This window comes from Massilia sp., from assembly GCF_031995545.1.
Classification (GTDB): Bacteria; Pseudomonadota; Gammaproteobacteria; order Burkholderiales; family Burkholderiaceae_D; genus Telluria.
The window spans coordinates 14,548-35,900 of the sequence record NZ_DAMAGA010000034.1; the positions used below are offsets into that span (position 1 = coordinate 14,548).

The following is a 21,353-nucleotide window of genomic DNA, read 5'->3' on the forward strand; positions in this document are numbered from 1 at the left end:
TACTTTTTGGTGACATATTTTTCGTCACCGTGTCGCACAGTAGGAGAGAAGCGTCGGACGCAAAAAAGGCCGCTCGCGCGGCCTTTTCGGATTACTGTTACTGCAGAGAAGTGTGTTCAGCCCACCACGTAGCGCTTGGAGGCGCCCACGCCCAGCGTCTGGCCGCTGGCGCCGTAGATCGCGCCGGCCGGCGCGTTGGTCGGGGTGCGCATCGCGTTCAGCACGCCCTGGTTATGCGCCAGCTGACGGTTGATCAGCATGCCGTTGACGCGATTGAGTTCCTTGGCTTCGCGCGCGGTGGCCAGCATGGTTTCCCACTGCCCGCGCGCGGCGCCGTTGCCGCCCACCGCCAGCCACGGCTCCATGCCCGCTTCCGATCCCTCGCAACCCGCCGCCGCCAGCGCGCCGTGGCGCTGCCTGGACAATGCCGCAAGCTCGGCCACCAGCGCGTTCTTTTTCGGCGTCAGTTCGGTCAAGGCGTCGGCGTCGAGCGCGACCAGCATCTGCTGTTCCTGTTTCATCAGCGCCACGAGGGCGCTGAGGTGTTGGTGTTCTGCGGCGAGAGTCTGGGTCGGGCTGGAGATCATGGATTAGCGTTGTCGTGAATGGAGCAGGTCGCGCACGGTGTCGAGCAAGCCGTCCGCCACCTTCTCGGAGTTGACCTGGAACTGGCCATCGGCGATGGCCATCTTGATACGTTCTACTTTCTTTGCATCGAACACTTGTGCCCCGCTGCCCACCGCGTTCGCCATCGCCTGGCCCTGCGAGGACAGCCGGACGCTGTCGGTCGGCGCCTGGGTAGGCGCGGTCGTGGCCGCCTTCTCGGCACCGCGCGCCGTATTGGTCTGCGTGGTGGCCGGTTGCAGGGCTGGGTTGTTGGACAGGGTATCGTTAATTTTCACAGCATCATCCTTCTCTGTTCGGAGTAGAAACTCCGGGATCTGTCCTCTGTAACGGCGGCGCCGCCACAAACTTTAGACCCTGACAAAGGATTCCTGCTTCTACCGACGATGTTGTTTTACAGCATTACTTCCACGATGCCGCCTTCGCGCGCCGTGCCGCTGACCACGATGCCGGACCTGGTGCGCGCCTGCGCCACCTGGCCTTCGCCGGCATTGTTGATCGCCTTGGCTTCGCCCGTGACCGAGAAGTTCGATCCACGCGATACCAGCTGTACCGGCTGGCCCTGCAGCACCACCGGACGACTGCGCAGGGTGTCGATGCGCAGCGCGGTGCCGGCCGGCAGCGACACCATCGGGGTGCGCCCGACCGCGCGCGCCACGTCGGTGATGATGCCATTCGGCATCGCGGCGATATCGCCCTTCATCAGCGTCAGCTGGCTCGCGTCGAGCGGCTGGCCCTGGGCCAGCGGCACCGCCGCGACCACGTAGTCGGCGGTGACGCTGACCTGGGCCTGGATATAGATGGTCCAGGACGGCGCAGTGCAGCGCACCCCGACCGTGGTCTTGCCCCAGGGGCGGGCACCCGGCTGCTGGAACGCTTCCGGGGCCGGGCAGGCGGCCAGGCTCAGGCGCTGGTCGACCGCGCCGACCTTGACGCCGACCTCGCCCGGCATGCCGGCGCTCTGGGTCTGCAGATACTGTTCGACCACGCCGCGCAGCGCGGCCAGGTTCTGGCGGCCGGCCGCCTGCGGCTGGGCCGCCGGCTTGGCTTGCGATGCAGTAGGACGGGTCTGTTGCGCCTGCGCACCACCAACGAGGAGTGACAGCAGCGAAAAAGCGACGATCTGTCTTTTCATGAGAAGCGGGTGTGAAAGAGATCCGGGAATGCTGCTATCTTAGGTCGAATGATGCCGTAGCGAAACTTTGAATAGCCGGGTTTTGCCGGTCCTTCTCGGCCGATTGGGACGCCGGCCGGGTCCGTATGATTCACGCTGTCCCAACAAGCACACGCCAGGAGGCAGCATGATCGGCAAACTCGACGACTACATGCGTTTTAATGAAACGGCGCTGTCCCTGCGTTCGCAACGCCAGGAACTGCTGGCTTCGAACATCGCCAACGCCGACACCCCTAACTACAAGGCGCGCGACATCGACTTCGCCAGCGCCCTCAAGGGTGCAATGGCAGGCGGCGGCAACAGCAGCGCGCTGGCCACCACCGATACCAGCCACATGGCACGCGGCAAGGCCACCGGCGACTCGCTGGCCGACGGCACCCCGGTGCTGTACCGCGGCGTGGTGCAGGGCAGTGTCGACGGCAACACGGTCGACATGGACGTCGAGCGCAACCAGTTCGCCGACAACGCGCTGCGCTACGAGGCCGGCATCATGATGATCAACAGCCAGATCAAGGGCCTGCTGGCCGCGATCCAGGGCCAGTAACAAGGGTAGCCATGTCGCTCTTTAATATCTTTAATGTGTCGGGCTCGGCGATGAGCGCCCAGGCCCAGCGCCTGAACACCACCGCCAGCAACCTGGCCAACGTCGACAGCGTCACCAGCCCCAGCGGCGAAGCCTACCGCGCCAAGGCGGTGGTGTTCGAGGCGGTGCCGACCGCTTCCGGCGCCACCGGCGTGCGCGTCAAGGAAGTGGTGGAAGACCCGTCGCCGCTCAAGCAGGTGTACGACCCCAAGCATCCGATGGCCGACGACAAGGGCTATGTGTCGATGCCGAACGTGAACCCGGTGGACGAAATGGTCAACATGCTGTCGGCCTCGCGTTCCTACCAGACCAACGTCGAAACCATGAACGCAGCCAAGACCATGCTGATGAAGACGCTGACCATCGGCCAGTAACCAGACACCAGACCCGACACCCATGACCTCTCCCATCAGTTCCTCCACCGCCAACATCAACGACTTGATGAAGACCATGAACACCAAGGCCCAGGAATCGGCCGACGGTGTCCAGGCCGACACCGACAAGTTCATGACCCTCCTGGTGACCCAGCTGCAGAACCAGGATCCATTGAATCCAATGGACAACGCGCAGATGACCAGCCAGCTGGCCCAGCTGCAGACCGTGACCGGCGTGAACAAGCTGAACACGACGCTGGAATCGCTGAAAGCCAGCTACCAGTCGAGCGAATCGCTGGCCGCGACCAACCTGATCGGCCACGGCGTGCTGGTCGAAGGCAATGGCGTGCAGCTGGCCAAGGGCCAGGCGATCCTGGGTGTGGAACTGGCGAGCCCGGCGGACAAGGTGCAGCTGGTGGTCAAGGATGGCGGCGGCAACGAAGTCGCCACCATCGACCTCGGCGCCCAGGAAGCCGGCATCATCCCGGTGGCCTGGGACGGCGTGCCCGACCCGACCAAGGTCGACGCCGAGGGCAAGCCGATCGCGCTGGCCGACGGCAAGTACACCTTCAGCGTGGTCGCCACCCAAGGCGGCGAGGCGCTGACTGACGCTAAATCCTTATCCTTCGACAGCGTCGCCAGCGTGACCACCGGCGGCAAGGATGGCGTGAAACTGAATCTCCCGGGTGCAGGCGCGGTTGCCTACGCCGATATCAAACAAGTCCTGTAAGCCGAGCCGCTTACTTCCTTACTCTTTTTTAGGATACACACATGTCTTTCCAACAAGGCCTGAGCGGCTTGAACGGCGCCGCCAAATCGCTGGACGTCATCGGTAACAACATCGCCAACTCGAGCACCGTCGGCTTCAAGGGTTCGACCACCCAGTTCGCCGACGTCTACGCCAGCTCGCTCAACGGCGCCGGCGGCATCTCGCCCGGCATCGGCGTCAAGGTCTCGGCCATCGCCCAGCAGTTCACCCAGGGTAATATCGAACAGACCAGCAACCCGCTCGACATCGCCATCAATGGCGCCGGCTTCTTCCGCATCGAGCAAGCCGGCGTGGTGCAGTACTCGCGCAACGGCCAGTTTTCGCTCGATAAGTCGGGCAATATCGTCAACGCCCAGGGCGCCAAGCTGACCGGCTATGGACTGAACGCCGACGGCAAGATCGCAGCCGGCGCGCCGGTGCCGCTGAAGATCGACACCTCGGACCAGCCGCCGAAAGTCACCTCGAAGGTCGAGATCGAACTGCAGCTCGATTCGCGCAGCGCGCAGGTCACCAAGACCCCGTTCAACGTCGACGATACCGATACCTATACCAAGCAGAGCCCGATGAGCGTGTACGACACGCTGGGCAACCCGCACACGCTGTCGACCTATTACGTCAAGACTGCGCCGGGCACCTGGGACGTGTACACCAGCATGGACGGCTACGAGAACACCGCGCTGAACGCGGCCGGTGTGACCCAGACCGACGCCACCGTCACTGCCGCCCGCACCGCCTGGACCAGCGCGGACAATGCCGGCAAGGCCGCCGCCCTGGCCGACTACGCGACCAAGGCCGCCACCGCCGTGCGCGACGCCGCCGTCGCCGCCGATCCGGCCATGAGCGCCGACGACCAGGCCGCGATCGCCGCCGCCGCCCAGACCGCCGCACTGGTGCCGGGCACCACGCCGGAACAGATCAACGAAGCCATGCTGAAAGTGCTGAAAGTGTCGCCGAAGCCGATCGGCACCCTGAACTTCAACACCAACGGCGCCCTGAACATGGCGACCAGCGGCAATACCGACGTCAAGAACGGCCAGTTCAAGATGGACCTGCAAGTGGTGCCGTCGACCGGCGCCGAACTGAAGATCCCGGTGACCTTCGACTTCGCGGGCACCACCCAGTACGGCACCACCACCAGCGAAAAGCGCCTGGAGCAGGACGGCTACAAGGCCGGTTCGCTGCAGCGCTTCAGCACCGGCCAGGACGGCACCATCCTGGGCCAGTACAGCAACGGCCAGGTCAAGCCGCTGGGCCAGGTCGTGCTGGCCAACTTCACCAACCCCAACGGCCTCGAACCGCTGGGTAACAACGCCTGGGCAGAGTCGCCCAACTCGGGCGGCGCCCTGATCGGCACCGCCGGCACCGGCGGCATGGGCGTGCTGCAATCGTCGGCCACCGAAGCCTCGAGCGTCGACCTGACCGCCGAGCTGGTCAACATGATCACCGCGCAGCGTGCCTACCAGGCGAATGCGCAGACCATCAAGACCCAGGACTCGGTGCTGCAGACGCTGGTGAACCTGCGTTAATGATGGATGATGCCGGCGCAGGTTGAATGCGTCGGCAGCGGAGCTGCCAACCCTGCGTAGGGTTGGCGGTCCCCCGCCGACGCGTTCAACGCACCGCCGCATCACCGAAACGCACCACAACGCTGTACCACCGCAACACGACAAGGACCGCACCATGGACCGCCTGATCTACACCGCCGCCACCGGCGCCAAGCACATCCTCGAGAAGCAGGCCACGACCTCGAACAACCTGGCCAATGTCAGCACCACGGGTTTTCGTGCCCAGCTCGACATCTTCCGTTCGGCGCCAGTGCAAGGTCCGGGCCTGCCGACGCGCGCCTTCGTGGTCGACTCGACCGCCGGCAGCGACTTCTCGGCCGGCGCGCTGCAGGTGACCGGGCGCGACCTGGACGTGGCGGTGAAGGGCGACGGCTGGCTGGCGGTGCAGATGCCCGACGGTTCCGAAGCCTACACCCGCAACGGTTCGCTGCAGATGAGCCCGAACGGCATGCTGCAGACCGCCTCGGGCCAGATCATCGCCGGCGAGGGCGGCCCGATCGCGATCCCACCCGACGCCACCGTCACCATCGGCGTCGACGGCAGCGTGTCGACCATCTCGAACGTCGACCAGCCGGCCGCGGCCAACATCATCGGCCGCCTGAAGCTGGTCAACCCGCCGGCCGGCGACATGGTGCGCGGCGACGACGGCCTGTTCCGCATGAAGGACGGCAGCACTGCCCAGGCCGACCCGGCGGTGCAGGTCGCCGGCGGCGCGCTCGAGGGCAGCAACGTGAATGCCGTCGATTGCATGGTCGACATGATCTCCTTGGCAAGAAGCTTCGAGACGCAAATGAGTTTGCTGAAGAACGCCGAGAATAACGCCGCAAAAGCCACCCAGATCCTCGCTATGAACTAAGTGTTGCCCGGGCATAATTCTATTGTGCGTGGCGGGGTGCTCCTGCCGCCAATAGGAGAATGCCACCATGATTCGTTCGCTGTACATCGCCAAGACCGGTCTCGAAGCCCAGCAGACCAACCTCGACGTCATCTCGAACAACCTCGCCAACGTCAGCACCAACGGCTTCAAGAAGTCGCGCGCCGTGTTCGAGGACCTGCTGTACCAGAACGTGCGCCAGCCGGGCGCCCAGTCGTCGCAGCAATCCAACCTGCCTTCGGGCCTGCAGATCGGTACCGGTGTGCGCACCGTCGCCACCGAGCGCATCCACACCCAGGGCAATCCCCAGCAGACCGGCAATGACAAGGACGTCATGGTCAACGGCCCCGGCTACTTCCCGGTGCTGCTGCCGGACGGCACCCAGGCCTATACCCGCGACGGTTCGTTCCAGAAAGACCAGAACGGCCAGCTGGTCACTTCCAGCGGCTTCGTGGTCCAGCCTGCCATCACCATCCCCAACAATGCCGAGTCGATCTCGGTCGGCCGTGACGGCACCGTGTCGGTCAAGATCGCCGGCGAAACCCAGCTGACCCAGGTCGGCGCGCTGCAGCTGGCCACCTTCATCAATCCGGCCGGCCTCGAATCGCGCGGCGAGAACCTGTACGTCGAGACCACCGCCTCGGGCAACGCCAACCTGAACGTGCCGGGCACCAACGGCGCCGGCGTGGTGCTGCAGGGCTATGTCGAAGCATCGAACGTGAATGTGGTCGAAGAGATGGTCAACATGATCCAGACCCAGCGTGCCTACGAGATCAACAGCAAGGCGATCACCACGTCCGACCAGATGCTGCAAAAGCTGGCGCAGCTGTAATTCCGACTTTCATCATTCCTTTTTTGGCTCACATGAAATTTCTGACTTCGTTCGCTGCGCTCTTGGCACTTGCTGGTTGCGCCACTGCTCCTTCCACCATCGTGCAGGGCCCGACCACGGCCCGTCCGATGCTGGTGGAAACCGCGCCCGGCAGCGATGGCGCGATCTACAACGCCAACAGCTATCGTCCGATGTTCGAAGACCGCCGCGCGCGCCATATCGGCGACCTGCTGACCATCAACATCAGCGAGCGCACCACCGCCAACAAGAACGGCGCCAGCTCGGGCAACAAGACCGGCAGCGCCGAGTTCAAGGCGCCTGGCCTGTTGGCCGGCAAGATCGGCGCGAATGTGGGCCTGGAGTCGGGCACCAAGTACGCCGACGGCGACACCCAGAGCGCGTCGAACAACTTCACCGGCACGCTGGGCGTGACCGTGACCGAAGTGCTGCCCAACGGTAACCTGATCGTGGCCGGCGAAAAGCAGGTGGCGATGAACAAGGGCACCGAGTTCATCCGCTTCTCGGGCATGGTCAGCCCCGACACCATCCAGCCGGGCAATATCGTGTCGTCGACGGTGGTGGCCGACGCCCGCGTCGAATACCGCACCAACAGCCGTCTCGACCGCGCCGAAGTGACTTCGATGCTGTCGCGTTTCTTCCTGTCGATGCTGCCGTTCTAAGGATTTATTCAGTCATGCGCAAGTTCCCATCCCTGCTGCTGTTGTGCGCTGCCCTGGCCGGCGCCGGTATCGCCCCCGTCGCCCACGCCGAGCGCCTGAAAGACCTGGCCAATATCGGCGGCGTGCGCCAGAACCAGCTGACCGGCTACGGCATCGTGGTCGGCCTCGACGGCACCGGCGACCAGACCAGCCAGACCCCGTTCACCGTGCAGTCGATCAAGGCGATGCTGCAGCAGAAGGGCGTCAACCTGCCGGCCGGTACCCAGCTGCAGATGAAGAACGTGGCGGCGGTGATGGTGACCGCGTCGCTGCCGGCCTTCGCCCAGCCGGGCCAGACGCTGGACATCACGGTGTCGTCGATCGGTAACGCCAAAAGCCTGCGCGGCGGCACGCTCCTGATGGCGCCGCTGCACGGCGCCGACGGCCAGGTGTACGCGATGGCCCAGGGCAGCCTGGTGGTGGGCGGCGTCGGCGCGCAGGCGCCGGGCGGCGGCGCCCAGGTGCAGGTGAACCACCTGTCGGTGGGCCGCATCTCGGACGGCGCCACGGTCGAGCGCGCCGTGCAGTCGAACCTGGGCGCCGACAACCAGATCCGCCTGGAACTGAAAGAAACCGACTTCGCCACCGCGGCGCGCGTGGTCGAAGCCGTCAACGACCAGTTCGGCGCCGGCGTGGCGACTGCGCTGGACGGCCGCGTGGTGCGCGTGCGCACCCCGTCGTCGAGCGACCAGCGCGTGGCCTTCATCGGCATGCTGGAACAGATCGACGTCAAGCCGACCATGGCCTCGGCCAAAGTGATCATGAATGCGCGTACCGGTTCGGTGGTGATGAACCGCGCCGTGATGCTGGAAGACTGCGCGATCTCGCACGGCAACCTGTCGGTGACCATCGGCGGCGACGCCAACGTCAGCCAGCCGAACCCGATGAGCCGCGGCGCCACCGTCGTGACCCCGAACAATTCGGTCGAGATCAAGAAAGACCCGGGCAAGGTGCTGAGCATCAAGGGCGGCGCGTCGCTGGCCGAAGTGGTGAAGGCGATGAATTCGATCGGCGCCACCCCGCAAGACCTGCTGGCCATCCTGCAGGCACTGAAGGCTGCCGGCTCGCTGCGCGCCGAACTCGAGATCATCTAATCCAACGGAACCCATCAGCATGATCGCTTCGAACACCAACGACCTGTCGAACAAGTTCGCACTCGACACCAACAGCCTGAGCGCCCTGAAGAAGGACGCCAAGGCCGGCACCCCGGCCGCGCTGAAGGAGACGGCGACCCAGTTCGAAGCGATGTTCATCAACATGATGATGAAGAGCATGCGCGACGCCACCCCGCAGGACGAGGACGGCTTCGGCAACAGCCAGCAGACCAAGACCTTCACCACCATGCTCGACCAGCAGACCAGCCAGAACCTGGCCAAGCGCGGCATGGGCCTGGCCGACGTGCTGGTGCGCCAGCTGAGCAGCCAGCAGATGGGCCAGCAGGCGCTGGCGATCGGCGCCGAAGGCAATGGCGCGCCGGGTGGCGCGGCTGCTGCAGCCAACCCCGCAGTTAGTCCCTTCAGCAATGCCGCCGCCATGCTCAAGAGTGCGGCCGCCGCCGGTGCCCAGACCCAGGCATCGGACGAAGTCGCCAAGCTGCCGGCCACCACCGAAAGCGGTCGCATCCAGGCGCCGCACGTGCGCGCGTTCCAGGAAAAGCTGCACAACCACGCGCTCGAAGCCGAGAAGACCACTGGCGTGCCGGCCAAGTTCATGCTGGGCCAGGCCGCGCTGGAAACCGGCTGGGGCAAGCGCATGATCAAGAACGCCGACGGCAGCAACAGCCACAACCTGTTCGGCATCAAGGCCGGCCCGAGCTGGAAAGGCAAGGTTGCCGAATCGGTCACCACCGAGTACGTCAACGGCCGTCCGCAGACCCGCGTCGAGCGGTTCCGCGCCTACGATTCGCCGGCCGACTCGTTCAAGGATTACGCCAACATGCTGGCCAACAATCCGCGCTACGAAAAGGTCATCAACAGCGGCGGCGATGCGGCCGCCTTCGCCCGCGGCCTGCAGCGCGCCGGCTACGCGACCGACCCGCACTACGCCACCAAGCTGACCCGCGTGATCCGCAATTCGCTGGCCTGAGGCACTGCCGTAACCGCCGCTGGCCGTGGCGAAAATACCACTGTCAAGTTTTCGTAAATGCTGCCGTAGACGCTATTGTTGAAGAGAGAAGAAAATCATGTCCGGTAATATCCTCGCCATCGGTAAGACCGGCCTGTTCGCAGCGCAGGCAGCCCTCGCCACGACCGGCCACAACATCACCAACGCCAACGTGGCCGGCTTCAGCCGCCAGGGCGTGGTGCAGGCCACCAGTGTCGCGCTCGACACCGGCGTCGGCTTCGTCGGCACCGGCACCCAGATCGCCCAGATCAAACGCTACAGCGATGACTTCCTGAACAACCAGGTGCGCACCGCCCAGGCCAGCACCAGCGGCCTGGAGTCGTACTACAGCCAGATCAAGCAGATCGACAACCTGCTGGCCGACACCACCTCGGGCCTGTCGCCGGCGCTGCAGGACTTCTTCGGCGGCGTCCAGGACATGGCCGCCAACGGCGCCTCGGTGCCGTCGCGCCAGGCGATGCTGTCGTCCGCCGAAACGCTGGCCACCCGCTTCCAGGCCTTGGACTCGCGCCTGGGCGAGATCCGCGACGGCGTCAATGCCCAGATCGAGACCAGCGTCACCGCGATCAATACCTACGCCACCCAGATCGCCAAGCTCAACGAGCAGATCGGCAGCTTCGCCACGACCGCCCAGCGCGCCCCGAACGACCTGCTCGACCAGCGCGACCAGCTGGTGCTGGAACTGAACAAGTACGTCAAGGCCAGCGTCCGTCCGGGCGACAACAACAGCCTGACGGTCTCGATCGGCAGCGGCCAGCCGCTGGTAGTGGGGCAGGATGCGTTCCAGCTGGCGGCGGTGCCGTCGCCGACCGACCTCAGCCGCGTCGAAGTGGCTTACCAGACCGGCAACAAGAGCACCATCCTGGCCGACGGCGCCCTGACCGGTGGCCAGCTGGGCGGCGTGCTCGAGTTCCGCACCGGCACGCTGGACACGGCCCAGAGCGCGCTCGGCAAGGTCGCGATCGGCATGGCCATCGAATTCAACAACCAGCACAAGCTGGGCGTGGACCAGAACGGCGAAGCGGGCAAGGACTTCTTCGAAGTCGCGCCGGCCTTTGTCGGCAAGAACATCAACGCGTCGCCGCTGAGCACCTCGGAGCTGAGCGCCAAGGTGACCGATCCGTCCAAGCTGACCGACAACGACTTCGAAGTGCGCTACGAAAATGGTTCGTACAGCGTGCTGCGCCTGTCCGACGGCAACAAGGTGGCCGGCGTCACTCCGAACGCCGCCGGCGAAGCCACGCTGAGCTACGGCGGCGTCGAGTTCAACTTCAAGGGTACCCCGCGCGAAGGCGACAACTTCGTGGTGCGTCCGACCGTGAATGGCGCGGCCGACTTCAAGGTGCTGGCCAACGACGTCTCGCAGATCGCCGCCGGCGCCCCGATCGCCACCAGCGTGGACATGAAGAACACCGGCACCGGCAAGATCAGCGAAGGCGTGGTCGACAAGGACTTCCTGGGAACGGGGGCGACGGCGCTGCCGGTCACGCTCAGCTACGACAAGGACACTAACTCCCTGAGCGGCTTCCCGGCCGGCGCCATGGTCACCGTGACCGACGCCAGCGGCAAGAAGGGCGATCCGATCCCGGCCGCCGACGTCAAGTTCGCGAACGGTTCGACCTATTCGTTCGGCGGCGTCAGCGTGACCATGACCGGCGCCCCGAATACGGGCGACAAGTTCACCATCGCCGCCAATACCGGCGGCATCGGCGACACCCGCAACATCGCCGCGCTGGGCCAGCTGCAGACCAAGAACATCTTCAACAACGGCACCGCGACCCTGCAATCGTCGTATGCCCAGATGGTCAGCACGGTCGGCAACAAGACGCGCGAAGTGCAGGTGAATGCCGCCGCCGGCAACGCCCTGCTGCAGCAGTCGCAGAACGCGGCGCTGGACGTCTCGGGCGTCAACCTGGACGAAGAAGCGACCAACCTGATCAAGTACCAGCAGGCCTACCAGGCCGCCGGCAAGGTGATGCAGATCGCCGGCACGATTTTCGACACGCTGCTGTCGATCGGCCGCTGATTCGTCACCCGATATTGGAGTAAGCCATGCGCGTAAGCACCCTGAACCTGTACAACACCTCGTCCAACCAGCTCAACAACCTGCAGAGCGCGCTGGCGCGCACCCAGATGCAGCTGTCGACCGACCGCCGCATCCTGACCCCGGCCGACGATCCGGTGGCGTCGGCGCGTGCGCTCGAAGTGAGCCAGTCGCAGGGCCGGAACGAACAGTTCGCCACCAACCGCAACAGCGCCAATTCGTCGCTGTCGGCGGTCGAGGGCGCGCTGCAGAATTCGAGCGAGCTGCTGCAGGACATCCAGACCCTGGTGGTCAACGCCGGCAACGGCACCATGCTGCCGAGCGACCGCGAAGCGCTGGCGGTCGAGCTCGAGGGACGCCTGCAAGACTTGTTCGCCGTGGCCAACACCTCGGACGGCAACGGCGGCTACCTGTTCTCTGGCTACAAGACCACTACCTTGCCGTTCACCGCATCCCCGGGCGGCGCCACCTACCAGGGCGACCAGGGCGTGCGCCAGCTGCAGGTGAGCGATTCGCGCAAGATGCCGCTGTCGGCCTCCGGCAGCGCCGTGTTCGAAGCGAACCCGACCGGCAACGGCGTGTTCCAGACCAAGGCCGACGCCGCCAACAAGGGCTCGGCCATCATCTCGACCGGTTCGGTGGCCGACCGCGGCGCATTGACCAACAAGCCGTACGAACTGAACTTCAGCGTGAGCACCGACACCCCGCCGGTGACCACCTACACCATCACCGACAAGAGCACCGGCACGGTCGGCCCGGCCCAGACCTATGAAGCGGGCAAGGCGATCGCGTTCGACGGCATGAGCTTCGACATCAAGGGCGTGCCGGCCGAAGGCGACAAGTTCTCGGTGGCGCCGAGCGAAAAGGAATCGGTGTTCACCACCGTGACCAAGCTGATCGGTGACCTGCGCGCCCCGGCCGACGGCTCGAGCGGCAAGGCGGCGCTGACCAACAACCTGAACACGGCGCTGAACAACCTGCAGCAGGCGCACAGCAATGTGCTGACGGTGCAGGCTTCGGTCGGCGCGCACATGAAAGAGCTGGATTACCTCGACAGCGCCGGCGACGACCTGGGCGTGCAATACGCCGCCACGATGGACGACCTGACCGGGCTGGACCAGGTCAAGGCGATCTCGGACTTTTCGCAGCAGCAGCTGACGCTGCAGGCGGCGCAGATGTCGTTCAAGACGATGTCGGGGCTGTCGCTGTTCAACTACCTGTAAGCTGTTTCAGCGACCGCCCCGGACCCTTCTTACTGGACGGTGGCGGCCTTCGGGTGCAGCTCGCCCTTGTTGCCGGACTTGGCCGGCGCAGCTGCATTCGTCTTGCCTGCGGTGCTGGCCGGCGCGGCATCCCCGACCTTCGGCGCCGGCTTCATGCTCGGCTTCTTGGTCGCCGCGGCAATCTCGGCGCCGCAGTTGGTATCCGGCGCGCGGTCCACGTTAATCAAGGGGATCAGGGCCGCCACCGGCGTCACCGCCGCCAGCGCGACTGCCGCGCCACCCTTGAGCGCCAGCGGACCCACGTGCGGACCGACCTTCGGATCGGTGAAGCTGCCGCGCGCATACAGCGGCGTGCGCAGCGACAGCACGCGCGTGCCCTTGGTGCGCGGGCGCACGTCGACGTCCAGCTGTTCCTTGGCCAGGTCGACGTAGCCGGTGGCATTCACCACCGCTTCTTCGCTGTCGAGCACGAAGCGGTCGATGTTGGCGCGGCCGTTGCGCACCGTGGTCTGGGCCGCCACGCAGTGCAGCAGGGTCTGCTTGTCGCCGAAGATCTTCACGAACACGGCATTCGCCACGTTCAGGCCGGCCAGTTCCAGGATGAAGCGGCTGACCGTGCCTTCGGTGACCACGGCGTTCAGCTCGCCCTGCGAGGTGCCGAGCATCGCCGCCACCGAATTGCCGCGCCCGGCCAGGGCGCCGTCGCCGTTGACTTCGCCGAAGCTGGCCTGCATCGATTGCAGTTTCGGGAACAGTTCGCGGATCTTCAGACCGCGCGCCGCGATCCGGGCCGAGGCGTCCAGCGTCTTGTCGGTGCCGTCCAGGCGGATGTTCGAGGTGATGCGTCCGCCCGCCATGCCGAACGACAGCGGGGTCAGGGTCAGCACCTTGTCCTTCATGCGGATCGTGGTTTCGATGTCGCTCAGCGGAATGTCGTGGGTGCGCACGATGCGCTTGCCGCTGAACTTCACCTCGGCGTCGAGCGCGCCCCATTTTTCGGTGTTGAACTGGTCCACCGGCAGCGCCTTGCCTTCGGCCGGGGCCTTGACCTTGCCGGCGGCCTTGGTGCCGGTGCCGGTGTCGGCGCCCACGGTCGGGCCCAGGTCGGCCAGGCGCAGCTGCTGCGAAGCGACGTTGCCGATCAGGAGCGGACGGGTGGCGCGCTGGGCGTAGGTGAGGGTGCCGCCGATGTCGCTGGCGCCGACCTTGCCCTTGAAGTCGCGGTAGGTGAAGGACCAGTATTCGCCATTCTTCTTGCCCATCAGGTGGCCGCTGGTGGAATAGGGCGGGGTTTCCGGCAGCAGCACGCCGGTCAGCGCGTACAGGTCGGCCATGCTGGCGCCGCCCAGCTGCATCTGCAGCTCGAAGCCGGCGATCGAACGCGGGTCGCGGATCGTGCCCTGCAGGCCGATCTTGTTGTCGCCGATGTCGGCCTTGGCTTCGATCGGGAAGGTGGTGTGCTCGTCGGTCAGCGACAGCACCGCGCCGGCACGGCCGCCGCCGCTGATCTTGGCCTTGTTGTAGGTGCCGTCGAGGGTGAAGGCCAGGCCGTAGGGCTGCACGCCGTCGCGCGGGGCCGGTGCGCCTTCGATCGACTTGGCCTGGGCGCGCAGGTCGAGGCCGATCGGCTCGTCGACGTAGCGCAGCTGGCCGCTGTTGAAGGACAGGCGCTGGATGTCGACTTTCCATTCCGACGGGCCATTGTCCTTAAAGGTCCAGGAATTGCGTCCGTCCTTGCGCCGTTCGACCGCGACGTTCGGCGCCACCAGGCGCAGGTCGGTCAGGATCGCGTTCTTGCCCAGCAGCGGCAGGATGCGGAACGCGCCTTCGACGCGCTGGGCGCTGGCCATTTCAGGGCCGACCGTGCTCCAGTCGGGATTGCTCATGTGGACGTCTTCGGCGCTCACGCGCGGATGCGGCACCCAGCGGCGCCAGCCTTCTTCACTGTCCTGGTTGCGCTGGAACTTGACGTCCAGGTCGCCGCGGATGGCGAATTCGCGGCCGGTGGTTTCCGATACCTTGCGGTTGATGTACGGCCGCAGCATGTTCCAGTCGAACAACAGGAAGAACAGGATGACGATGACGACCAGGCCGAGCAGGATGGCGCCGGCGATTTTGACGGGTTTCGATGTTTTCATGGTAGTAGGCCATAGAGTGGCTTGGCGCAAACGCTGCGCGCCCCGAGCCTTCAGGCTACCCCTGCCATGCTTTTTTGTTTGTTAGCTAAATAGCATTCGCGCGAAATTAAGCTCGTCAATACAGTCCCGCCGGCATCAGGCGCGCTGCGCCAGGCCCGCGATCAATTGCTTGAGTTCGGCAAAGCCGGCCGGCTTGGTCAGATGGGCGTCGAAACCGGCGCGGCGCGAGCGCTCGCGGTCCTGCACGCCGCCCCAGCCGGTCAGCGCCACCAGCATCAACCCGTCCAGCCCCGGCACGCGCCGCACCTGCTGCGCCACCTCGTAGCCGTTCAGGCCCGGCATGCCGATGTCCAGGATCGCCAGGTCGGGACGGCTGTCAACGATGCGCTGCAGGGCCGCGCGGCCGTCGTGCACCGCCTCGGGCGCGTGGCCGGCGGCGCGCAGCAGGCTGACCAGCATGCCGGCGGCGTCGACATTGTCGTCGGCCACCAGCACGCGCAGGCCCTGCATGCCTTGCTGGCGCGCGGCGCGTTCCTCGATGTCGCGGCGCCCGCCGTCCGGGTCCGGTCCGCAGTCCGGCGCCAGCGGCAGGCTCAAGGTGAAGGTGGAGCCCTGGCCGGAGCCGGGACTGGACAGCGAGATCGCGCCGCCATGCATCTCGACCAGGCTGCGCACCAGCGACAGGCCGATCCCGAGCCCGCCCTGGGCGCGGCCCATGTTCTTCGACACCTGGCTGAACATCTCGAACACGCCGGGCTGTTCTTCGGGCGGAATGCCGATGCCGTTGTCGCTCACCAGCACCCGCACCGCGGCGCCGTCCAGCATCATCGACAATGCGATGCGTCCGTTCGGCGGCGTGTACTTGGCGGCATTGGCCAGCAGGTTGACCAGGATCTGGGTCAGGCGGGTCGGATCGGCCTGCACCATCACCGGCCGCTCCAGTACCTGCGGCACGAACGCATGCTGGGCCGCCTCGATCGCCGGCAATACCGCCTCGACCGCATTGGCGACCGCATCGCGCAGGTCGATGCATTCGGTCTTGAGCACGATCTTGCCGCTGTTGATGCGCGAGACGTCCATCAGGTCGTCGATCAGGTGCACCATCTGGCGCAGCTGGCGGTCCATCATGCCCAGCACCGGGGCGTTGGCGGGCAGGTTGGCCGCAGTGGCCGCAGGGCCGGACGGTGCGCGCCGGCCCTGCATGCGCATCAGGTCGAGCCCGGTGCGCAGCGGCGCCAGCGGATTGCGCAGCTCGTGCGCCAGCGTGGCCAGAAATTCCATCTTGCGCCGGTTGGCCTCGGACAGGTCGGCCGCCAGCTGGCGCAGGTTTTCCTCGGCCTGGCGGCGCGCGGTGACGTCGGTGAACAGGATCGCGATGCGCAGCTCTTCCGGCTCGCCCATCGGCGTGGCGTACACGTCCCACCAGTAGCCCATGGCCGCCGAATGTTCGACGAAGCGCTCCGGAACGCGGCTAAGCGCTACCCGGCCATAGATCTCGATCCATTTCTCTTCGATATTGGGCACCATCTCGCGGATGGTGCGCCCGGCCGCGTTGACCAGGCCGGACTGCTCTTCGAGCGCGCGGTTGACCACCTCGAAGCGGTAGTCGCGCGGCTTGCCGGCGTCGTCCAGCAGCACGCGCACGAAGCCGAAGGCCTGGTCCATCGAGGTGATCAGGGTGTGGTAGCGCTCCTCGGTCAGGCGCGACGCGTCCTGCAGCTCGCGCTGGCGCGTGATGTCGAGCGCCACGCCGTTGAGCGTGGCCGGCCGGCCCTGCTCGTCGTAGGCGACCCGGCCGCGCGCATTGACCCAGCGCCAGCCACCGGCCGTGCCCGGATGGGCCACGCGGTAGGTCGAGCGGAACGGCTCGCCCGTGTCGATCGCGTGCTGGATCTGGGCCGAGACCTCGCCCGCGTCATCCGGATGGATATTGTCGGCGTACACCGAAAACGGCGCGCCGGGGCCGAGCGCGTCCGGCACCCCGAACAGCTGGGTCAGGTTGCGGTCGGCCACGATGCGGTCGCTCTGGATGTCCCAGATCCAGCTGGCCACCTCGGCCGCCGACATGGTCGCTTCCAGCCGCATGCGCGCCTGCGACAGCGCCTCTTCGTCGCGCTTGCGTTCGGTGATGTCGGCGGCGGTGCCGATCACGATCGGGTGGGCGGGACCGTCGCCGGCATGCGCCTCGCCGGCCACGGGCGGCGCCTGCAGGATGCCGGTCAGCTCGAGCCAGCGCTCCTCGCCCTCGGGCGGGCGGCGGAAGCGCCCGACGAACACCAGGCGCTCGCCGCTGTCGAGCGTGCGCTGCACGGCGCGCCGGTACTGGTCCACGTCGTCGGGATGCAGGTAGTCGGCCATCAGGCGCGCTGCATTGATACCCTCGTTGATGCCCTGGTTGCCGTCCTGCGCGTGCGCCGCAACGCCGAAGATGGCGTGCATGCGCTGGTTTTCCCAGGTGACCACGTCGTGCGACGCGTCCCAGGTCCAGATGCCGAGCTGGGCCGCTTCAGTCGCCAGGCGCAATTGCTCTTCGGTCTTGCGCAGGCGTTCCAGCGCGCCGCCGGCGGCGCGCGCCAGCAGGCCGTAGCCGAGCACGGTCTGGCCGTCGCTGTCGAGCAGGCGCGTGAAGGTGACGTCGCAGGCCAGCCCGGCGCCGTCGCGCTGCGCCATGGTCCACAGGCCCTGCGCGCGGCCGGACGCGCGCGCCTCGGCCAGCTGCGCCACCGCCACGCCGCTCGCGCGCTCAGCCGGCGCGAACAGCATCGCCACCGGTTGCTCCACGGCCTGTTCGGCGGTCCAGCCGAACAGCTGGACCGCGCCCGGCGGCCAGTCGAGGATGACGCCGTCGGCGTCGAGCACGACCAGGGCGCGGTCGAAAATCTGGTCGATCAGGAGCTGGGAACGTTGGGCGGAAGACAGGTGGCGCATGGTGAGAGGGCTGGGGAAGGGCGCAACTGCCGGGTTTCCTCAGCAATCGGGATTCGATACTACAGGTTTTCTTGTAAACACGGAGAACGCTAGCCTGGCGCGGGTACGGCCGGGGTATTCGCCGGCGGCGGGGCGTTCGGGCTGCCCGGTTGCGGATTGCCGGCGCGCGGAATGGCGCGGCCGGCCTCGACGCCCTGGTTGAACAGGTTGACGATCGGCGTGCCCAGGTAGGGGAGGGCCAGGCTCAGTGTCAAAAAGCCGACCCCGAGCGTGATCGGAAAGCCGATGCCGAACAGGTTCAGCTGCGGCGCGGCGCGCGTCAGGATGCCGAGCGCGACGTTGGTGATCAAGAGGGCGGCCACGATCGGCAGCGACAGCTGCAGCCCGGCCGAGAAGATGCGTCCGCCCCAGCGCGCCAGTTCCAGCGGCGCATTGCCCGAGAACGGAGTGCTGGTGATCGGCATGCTGATGAAGCTTTCCGCCAGCGCTTCGAGCAGCACCAGGTGGCCGTTCACGGCCAGGAAGGCCATGGTCGCCACCAGCGCCATGAACTGGCTGACCGCCGACGAGCGCCCGCGCGTGGTGGGGTCGAAGAACATGGCGAAGCCCAGGCCCATGGTCTGGCTCGCTACCTCGCCGGCATACTCGATGGCGGCAAACACCAGGCGCATGGCAAAACCCATCGCCACGCCGATGATCATCTCCTTTACCAGGATCAGCAGGCCCGCCCACGAGGTCGGATCGGCGGCCGGCAGCGCCGGCACCAGCGGCGCCATTACCAGCGCCAGCAGCACGCCAAGCGACACCTTGACCGACACCGGCACGCTGGCATTGCCGAACAGCGGCGCCGCCGCGATCAGCCCCAGGATGCGCGACAGCGGCCACAGCAGCCCTGCGACCCAGGCATTGATCTCCGCCGCGGTCAGCGTCAGCACGGCGTCGCTTGTCCGCCGATCGCCGGCATCACCGTAGGGTTGGCGGCTGTGCCGCCGACGCGTCCACCCAGCCCCATCTCAGCCAATCAACCCCGGAATGCCCGTAAACACCTGCCGCATATAGTCGAGCATCACCGACAGCATCCACGGCCCCGCCACCACCAGCGCCACGAACACGCCCACCAGCTTCGGAATGAACGACAGCGTCGCCTCGTTGATCTGCGTCGCGGCCTGGAAAATACTGATGATCAAGCCGATGATCAGCGCCACCAGCAGCAGCGGCGCCGAGATCATCAGGGTCACTTCCATGGCCGTGCGGCCCATCGTCATCACGCTCTCGGGAGTCATGGCAGCGTCCTCAATAGAAACTCTGGGACAGCGAGCCCAGCAGCAGTTGCCAGCCATCGACCAGCACGAACAGCATCAGCTTGAACGGCAGTGCGATCACCGCCGGCGACATCATCATCATGCCCATCGACATCAGGACCGAGGCCACCACCATGTCGATGATCAAAAACGGTATGAAGATCGCGAACCCGATCTGGAATGCCGTCTTCAGCTCGCTCGTGACGAAGGCCGGAATCAAGACCCGCAGCGGAATGTCTTCCGGCCCCTGCAGCGCTTCCGAACGCGAAATCTTGACGAACAGAGCCAGGTCGGACTGGCGCGTCTGCTTGATCATGAATTCCTTGAGCGGCACCGCGCCGCGCGTCATCGCTTCAGGCATCTGGATTTCGTTGCGCTGCAGCGGCAGATAGGCTTCGCTGTAGATGCGGTCGAACGTCGGGCCCATCACGAAGAAGGTCAGGAACAGCGCCAGCCCCACCATCACCTGGTTCGGCGGCGCGGTCTGGGTGCCGAGCGCCTGGCGCAGCAGCGACAGCACGATGATGATGCGGGTAAAGCCGGTCATCATCAGCAGCGCCGCCGGCAGGAAGGTGAGCGAGGTCAGCAGCAGCAGGGTCTGGATCGGCAGCGAATACGCGGTGCCGCCGCCCGGCGCGGTGCTGGTCTGGAAGGCCGGGATGCCGGGCTGGGCGATGGCGAGCAGCGGCAGCGCCGCCAGCCCTGCCGCCAGCAGGATGTGCTTAGTTTTCATTGCGCTTGCCGATACTGTTGTTGCCGCGGGCGGTGTTGCGGTTGTCGATGGTTTTCCGGAGCCAGTCCGAGAAATTGCCGGCCGTCGATGGGCTGCCGGTAGCAGACATGACCTCGGCTTCGCCTTCCTGGCGCGGCATGGTGTGCAGGGCATTCACGCGGCCGGGCGCGGCGCCGACCACGATCCACTGGTCGCCCACTTCCACCACCATGATGCGTTCGCGCCCGCCGATGTTGAGGGCGCCGACCACGCGCAGGTTGGCGCTGCTGCCCATGGCTTTGGGACCGTAGCGTTTCATGAACCAGGCCAGGCCGGCCAGCAGGCCGAGCACCAGCAGCAGGGCGAGGATGGTCTGCAGCAGGCCGCCAGCGCCGGGGCTAGTGGCGGGCATGGCCACTTGCGGGGCCTGGCGTGACGGTGCCGGCGTGGCGCTTGGTGCCGGGGCGGGCGTCACTGCTGGCGCCGGGTCGGGACTCTGGGTGTCGGCGCCGCTGATGGCAGCGTCGCCGGGCAGCGGCGCGATGGTCGGGGCTTCTTTCGCGGTCGCGGTGGCGGCGGCGCTGGTGGCTGGACGGGCCGAAGCGGGAGGGCGGCCGGTAGTGGTTTCGCCGGGACGGCGCGGAGCCGCGGATTCTTCCTGGGCGGCCGGCGCGGGTGCGTGGGCCGGGAGTTCGGCAGCGGTATTCTGGGGAACGGCCGAGGCGGCCAGCGGCACCAGCAGCAGTGCCAGCACGATGCGCCGCCACGCATCGCTTGCGCCCGCACCTTTGCTACGCCATCGCCATCCCGGCGAAGTGGCCGGCGACATTGCCAATTCAGGCACGGTGGCGGAAGGTGTGCTGCGGGCGAAAGCGATGCGCGGGATCATTTATTCAATTTACGAATCCGTTCAGATGGCGTGATGATATCAGTGAGTCGGATCCCGAACTTGTCATTCACGACCACCACCTCGCCCTGGGCGATCAGGCAGCCGTTGACCAGCACGTCCATCGGCTCGCCGGCCAGGCCGTCCAGCTCGACCACCGAGCCCTGCGCCAGCTGCAGCAGGTTCTTGATGGCAATCTTGGTGCGGCCCAGTTCCACGGTCAGCTGCACCGGGATGTCGAGGATGAAGTCGATGTCGTTCGGCGTGTCGGTCTTGGCGCCCTTGTTCGAGAAGTCCTTGAACACGGCAGCCGCGGCGGCCGGCGCGGTGGCCTGCTGCTGTTGCGAACGCTCGAGCGCGGCCGCTTCGGCTGCCGCCTGTTCGGCGATCGCCGCACCCCAGTCGTCGTCGATGTGTTCCTGGTCGTCCTGATTGTCAGCCATGCTGTTCTCCTGTGTTGCGTGGCCGGCGCGCGGCGCCTTG

At 66.3% G+C, this 21,353-nt stretch carries 21 protein-coding genes; 11 read left to right on the forward strand and 10 right to left on the reverse strand.

Annotated elements, in window-relative coordinates; all coding sequences use genetic code 11:
* Positions 1–116 precede the first annotated feature (116 nt).
* The 3 genes from RTQ83_RS19110 to flgA form a co-directional block, all read right to left on the reverse strand.
* The gene (locus RTQ83_RS19110; protein ID WP_312517964.1) at positions 117–587 is read right to left on the reverse strand and encodes a flagellar protein FlgN; all 471 of its coding nucleotides are present in this window, start codon (positions 585–587) and stop codon (positions 117–119) included.
* Between the two features lie 3 nt (positions 588–590).
* Positions 591–902, reverse strand: coding sequence for a flagellar biosynthesis anti-sigma factor FlgM (gene flgM, locus RTQ83_RS19115; RefSeq protein ID WP_312517967.1), 312 nt, complete (start codon positions 900–902; stop codon positions 591–593).
* A 116-nt stretch (positions 903–1,018) separates the two neighbouring features.
* Complete coding sequence (gene flgA / locus RTQ83_RS19120) at positions 1,019–1,759, reverse strand: flagellar basal body P-ring formation chaperone FlgA (RefSeq protein WP_312517970.1); 741 nt, start codon at positions 1,757–1,759, stop codon at positions 1,019–1,021.
* A gap of 166 nt (positions 1,760–1,925) precedes the next feature.
* On the opposite strand from flgA, the gene flgB reads away from it, so the two are divergent.
* From flgB to flgL, 11 genes are all read left to right on the forward strand, one after another.
* Positions 1,926–2,342 carry a flagellar basal body rod protein FlgB gene (gene flgB / locus RTQ83_RS19125; protein WP_312517973.1) on the forward strand — a complete coding sequence of 139 codons (417 nt, stop codon included), beginning with the start codon at positions 1,926–1,928 and terminating at the stop codon, positions 2,340–2,342.
* 11 nt (positions 2,343–2,353) lie between these two features.
* Positions 2,354–2,755, forward strand: a complete 402-nt coding sequence (gene flgC / locus RTQ83_RS19130; protein ID WP_312517975.1) for a flagellar basal body rod protein FlgC — start codon at positions 2,354–2,356, stop codon at positions 2,753–2,755.
* Between the two features lie 22 nt (positions 2,756–2,777).
* A complete protein-coding gene (locus tag RTQ83_RS19135; protein WP_312517977.1) occupies positions 2,778–3,485 on the forward strand; it encodes a flagellar hook assembly protein FlgD in 708 nt (235 codons plus the stop codon).
* Between the two features lie 41 nt (positions 3,486–3,526).
* The gene (locus RTQ83_RS19140; protein ID WP_312517980.1) at positions 3,527–5,050 is read left to right on the forward strand and encodes a flagellar hook protein FlgE; all 1,524 of its coding nucleotides are present in this window, start codon (positions 3,527–3,529) and stop codon (positions 5,048–5,050) included.
* Positions 5,051–5,204: 154 nt separating this feature from the next.
* Positions 5,205–5,945, forward strand: a complete 741-nt coding sequence (gene flgF / locus RTQ83_RS19145) for a flagellar basal-body rod protein FlgF (protein WP_312517982.1) — start codon at positions 5,205–5,207, stop codon at positions 5,943–5,945.
* Between the two features lie 67 nt (positions 5,946–6,012).
* Complete coding sequence (gene flgG, locus RTQ83_RS19150; RefSeq protein ID WP_290416472.1) at positions 6,013–6,795, forward strand: flagellar basal-body rod protein FlgG; 783 nt, start codon at positions 6,013–6,015, stop codon at positions 6,793–6,795.
* Positions 6,796–6,827: 32 nt separating this feature from the next.
* A complete protein-coding gene (locus RTQ83_RS19155) occupies positions 6,828–7,475 on the forward strand; it encodes a flagellar basal body L-ring protein FlgH (RefSeq protein ID WP_312517986.1) in 648 nt (215 codons plus the stop codon).
* Between the two features lie 14 nt (positions 7,476–7,489).
* Positions 7,490–8,608 carry a flagellar basal body P-ring protein FlgI gene (locus RTQ83_RS19160; protein ID WP_312517989.1) on the forward strand — a complete coding sequence of 373 codons (1,119 nt, stop codon included), beginning with the start codon at positions 7,490–7,492 and terminating at the stop codon, positions 8,606–8,608.
* A gap of 19 nt (positions 8,609–8,627) precedes the next feature.
* Positions 8,628–9,599: a flagellar assembly peptidoglycan hydrolase FlgJ gene (gene flgJ / locus RTQ83_RS19165; protein WP_312517991.1), complete on the forward strand. Its 972-nt coding sequence runs from the start codon at positions 8,628–8,630 to the stop codon at positions 9,597–9,599.
* Between the two features lie 97 nt (positions 9,600–9,696).
* On the forward strand, positions 9,697–11,664 hold the full coding sequence (flgK, locus tag RTQ83_RS19170) for a flagellar hook-associated protein FlgK (RefSeq protein WP_312517994.1): 1,968 nt from the start codon (positions 9,697–9,699) through the stop codon (positions 11,662–11,664).
* A 26-nt stretch (positions 11,665–11,690) separates the two neighbouring features.
* Positions 11,691–12,905, forward strand: coding sequence for a flagellar hook-associated protein FlgL (flgL, locus tag RTQ83_RS19175; protein ID WP_312517997.1), 1,215 nt, complete (start codon positions 11,691–11,693; stop codon positions 12,903–12,905).
* Positions 12,906–12,934: 29 nt separating this feature from the next.
* Here flgL and RTQ83_RS19180 read toward each other — a convergent pair whose 3' ends face one another.
* The 7 genes from RTQ83_RS19180 to fliN form a co-directional block, all read right to left on the reverse strand.
* A complete protein-coding gene (locus RTQ83_RS19180) occupies positions 12,935–15,043 on the reverse strand; it encodes an AsmA family protein (protein ID WP_312518000.1) in 2,109 nt (702 codons plus the stop codon).
* Positions 15,044–15,178: 135 nt separating this feature from the next.
* Positions 15,179–17,971 carry an ATP-binding protein gene (locus tag RTQ83_RS19185; RefSeq protein WP_312518002.1) on the reverse strand — a complete coding sequence of 931 codons (2,793 nt, stop codon included), beginning with the start codon at positions 17,969–17,971 and terminating at the stop codon, positions 15,179–15,181.
* Between the two features lie 89 nt (positions 17,972–18,060).
* On the reverse strand, positions 18,061–18,906 hold the full coding sequence (fliR, locus tag RTQ83_RS19190; protein ID WP_312518005.1) for a flagellar biosynthetic protein FliR: 846 nt from the start codon (positions 18,904–18,906) through the stop codon (positions 18,061–18,063).
* Between the two features lie 78 nt (positions 18,907–18,984).
* Positions 18,985–19,254 carry a flagellar biosynthesis protein FliQ gene (gene fliQ / locus RTQ83_RS19195; RefSeq protein ID WP_005665867.1) on the reverse strand — a complete coding sequence of 90 codons (270 nt, stop codon included), beginning with the start codon at positions 19,252–19,254 and terminating at the stop codon, positions 18,985–18,987.
* 10 nt (positions 19,255–19,264) lie between these two features.
* Entirely contained in the window at positions 19,265–20,005 is a 741-nt protein-coding gene (gene fliP / locus RTQ83_RS19200) for a flagellar type III secretion system pore protein FliP (protein ID WP_312518008.1), read from the reverse strand.
* Positions 19,995–20,738, reverse strand: coding sequence for a flagellar biosynthetic protein FliO (gene fliO / locus RTQ83_RS19205; RefSeq protein ID WP_312518011.1), 744 nt, complete (start codon positions 20,736–20,738; stop codon positions 19,995–19,997). Before fliO ends, fliP begins: the two co-directional genes overlap by 11 nt.
* A 131-nt stretch (positions 20,739–20,869) precedes the next feature.
* The gene (gene fliN / locus RTQ83_RS19210) at positions 20,870–21,313 is read right to left on the reverse strand and encodes a flagellar motor switch protein FliN (RefSeq protein WP_312518014.1); all 444 of its coding nucleotides are present in this window, start codon (positions 21,311–21,313) and stop codon (positions 20,870–20,872) included.
* Positions 21,314–21,353: the final 40 nt, after the last annotated feature.

Excerpts from the sequence above, each read along its gene's own strand:
- fliP (WP_312518008.1), bottom strand. The coding sequence starts at position 20,005 with ATGAAAACTAAGCACATCCTGCTGGCGGCAGGGCTGGCGGCGCTGCCG.
- fliN (WP_312518014.1), bottom strand. The coding sequence starts at position 21,313 with ATGGCTGACAATCAGGACGACCAGGAACACATCGACGACGACTGGGGT.
- RTQ83_RS19160 (WP_312517989.1), top strand. The coding sequence starts at position 7,490 with ATGCGCAAGTTCCCATCCCTGCTGCTGTTGTGCGCTGCCCTGGCCGGC.
- flgJ (WP_312517991.1), top strand. The coding sequence starts at position 8,628 with ATGATCGCTTCGAACACCAACGACCTGTCGAACAAGTTCGCACTCGAC.
- flgF (WP_312517982.1), top strand. The coding sequence starts at position 5,205 with ATGGACCGCCTGATCTACACCGCCGCCACCGGCGCCAAGCACATCCTC.
- RTQ83_RS19185 (WP_312518002.1), bottom strand. The coding sequence starts at position 17,971 with ATGCGCCACCTGTCTTCCGCCCAACGTTCCCAGCTCCTGATCGACCAG.
- RTQ83_RS19155 (WP_312517986.1), top strand. The coding sequence starts at position 6,828 with ATGAAATTTCTGACTTCGTTCGCTGCGCTCTTGGCACTTGCTGGTTGC.
- flgG (WP_290416472.1), top strand. The coding sequence starts at position 6,013 with ATGATTCGTTCGCTGTACATCGCCAAGACCGGTCTCGAAGCCCAGCAG.
- fliQ (WP_005665867.1), bottom strand. The coding sequence starts at position 19,254 with ATGACTCCCGAGAGCGTGATGACGATGGGCCGCACGGCCATGGAAGTG.
- flgB (WP_312517973.1), top strand. The coding sequence starts at position 1,926 with ATGATCGGCAAACTCGACGACTACATGCGTTTTAATGAAACGGCGCTG.
- RTQ83_RS19140 (WP_312517980.1), top strand. The coding sequence starts at position 3,527 with ATGTCTTTCCAACAAGGCCTGAGCGGCTTGAACGGCGCCGCCAAATCG.
- flgL (WP_312517997.1), top strand. The coding sequence starts at position 11,691 with ATGCGCGTAAGCACCCTGAACCTGTACAACACCTCGTCCAACCAGCTC.
- flgC (WP_312517975.1), top strand. The coding sequence starts at position 2,354 with ATGTCGCTCTTTAATATCTTTAATGTGTCGGGCTCGGCGATGAGCGCC.
- flgA (WP_312517970.1), bottom strand. The coding sequence starts at position 1,759 with ATGAAAAGACAGATCGTCGCTTTTTCGCTGCTGTCACTCCTCGTTGGT.
- flgK (WP_312517994.1), top strand. The coding sequence starts at position 9,697 with ATGTCCGGTAATATCCTCGCCATCGGTAAGACCGGCCTGTTCGCAGCG.
- RTQ83_RS19180 (WP_312518000.1), bottom strand. The coding sequence starts at position 15,043 with ATGAAAACATCGAAACCCGTCAAAATCGCCGGCGCCATCCTGCTCGGC.
- RTQ83_RS19135 (WP_312517977.1), top strand. The coding sequence starts at position 2,778 with ATGACCTCTCCCATCAGTTCCTCCACCGCCAACATCAACGACTTGATG.
- RTQ83_RS19110 (WP_312517964.1), bottom strand. The coding sequence starts at position 587 with ATGATCTCCAGCCCGACCCAGACTCTCGCCGCAGAACACCAACACCTC.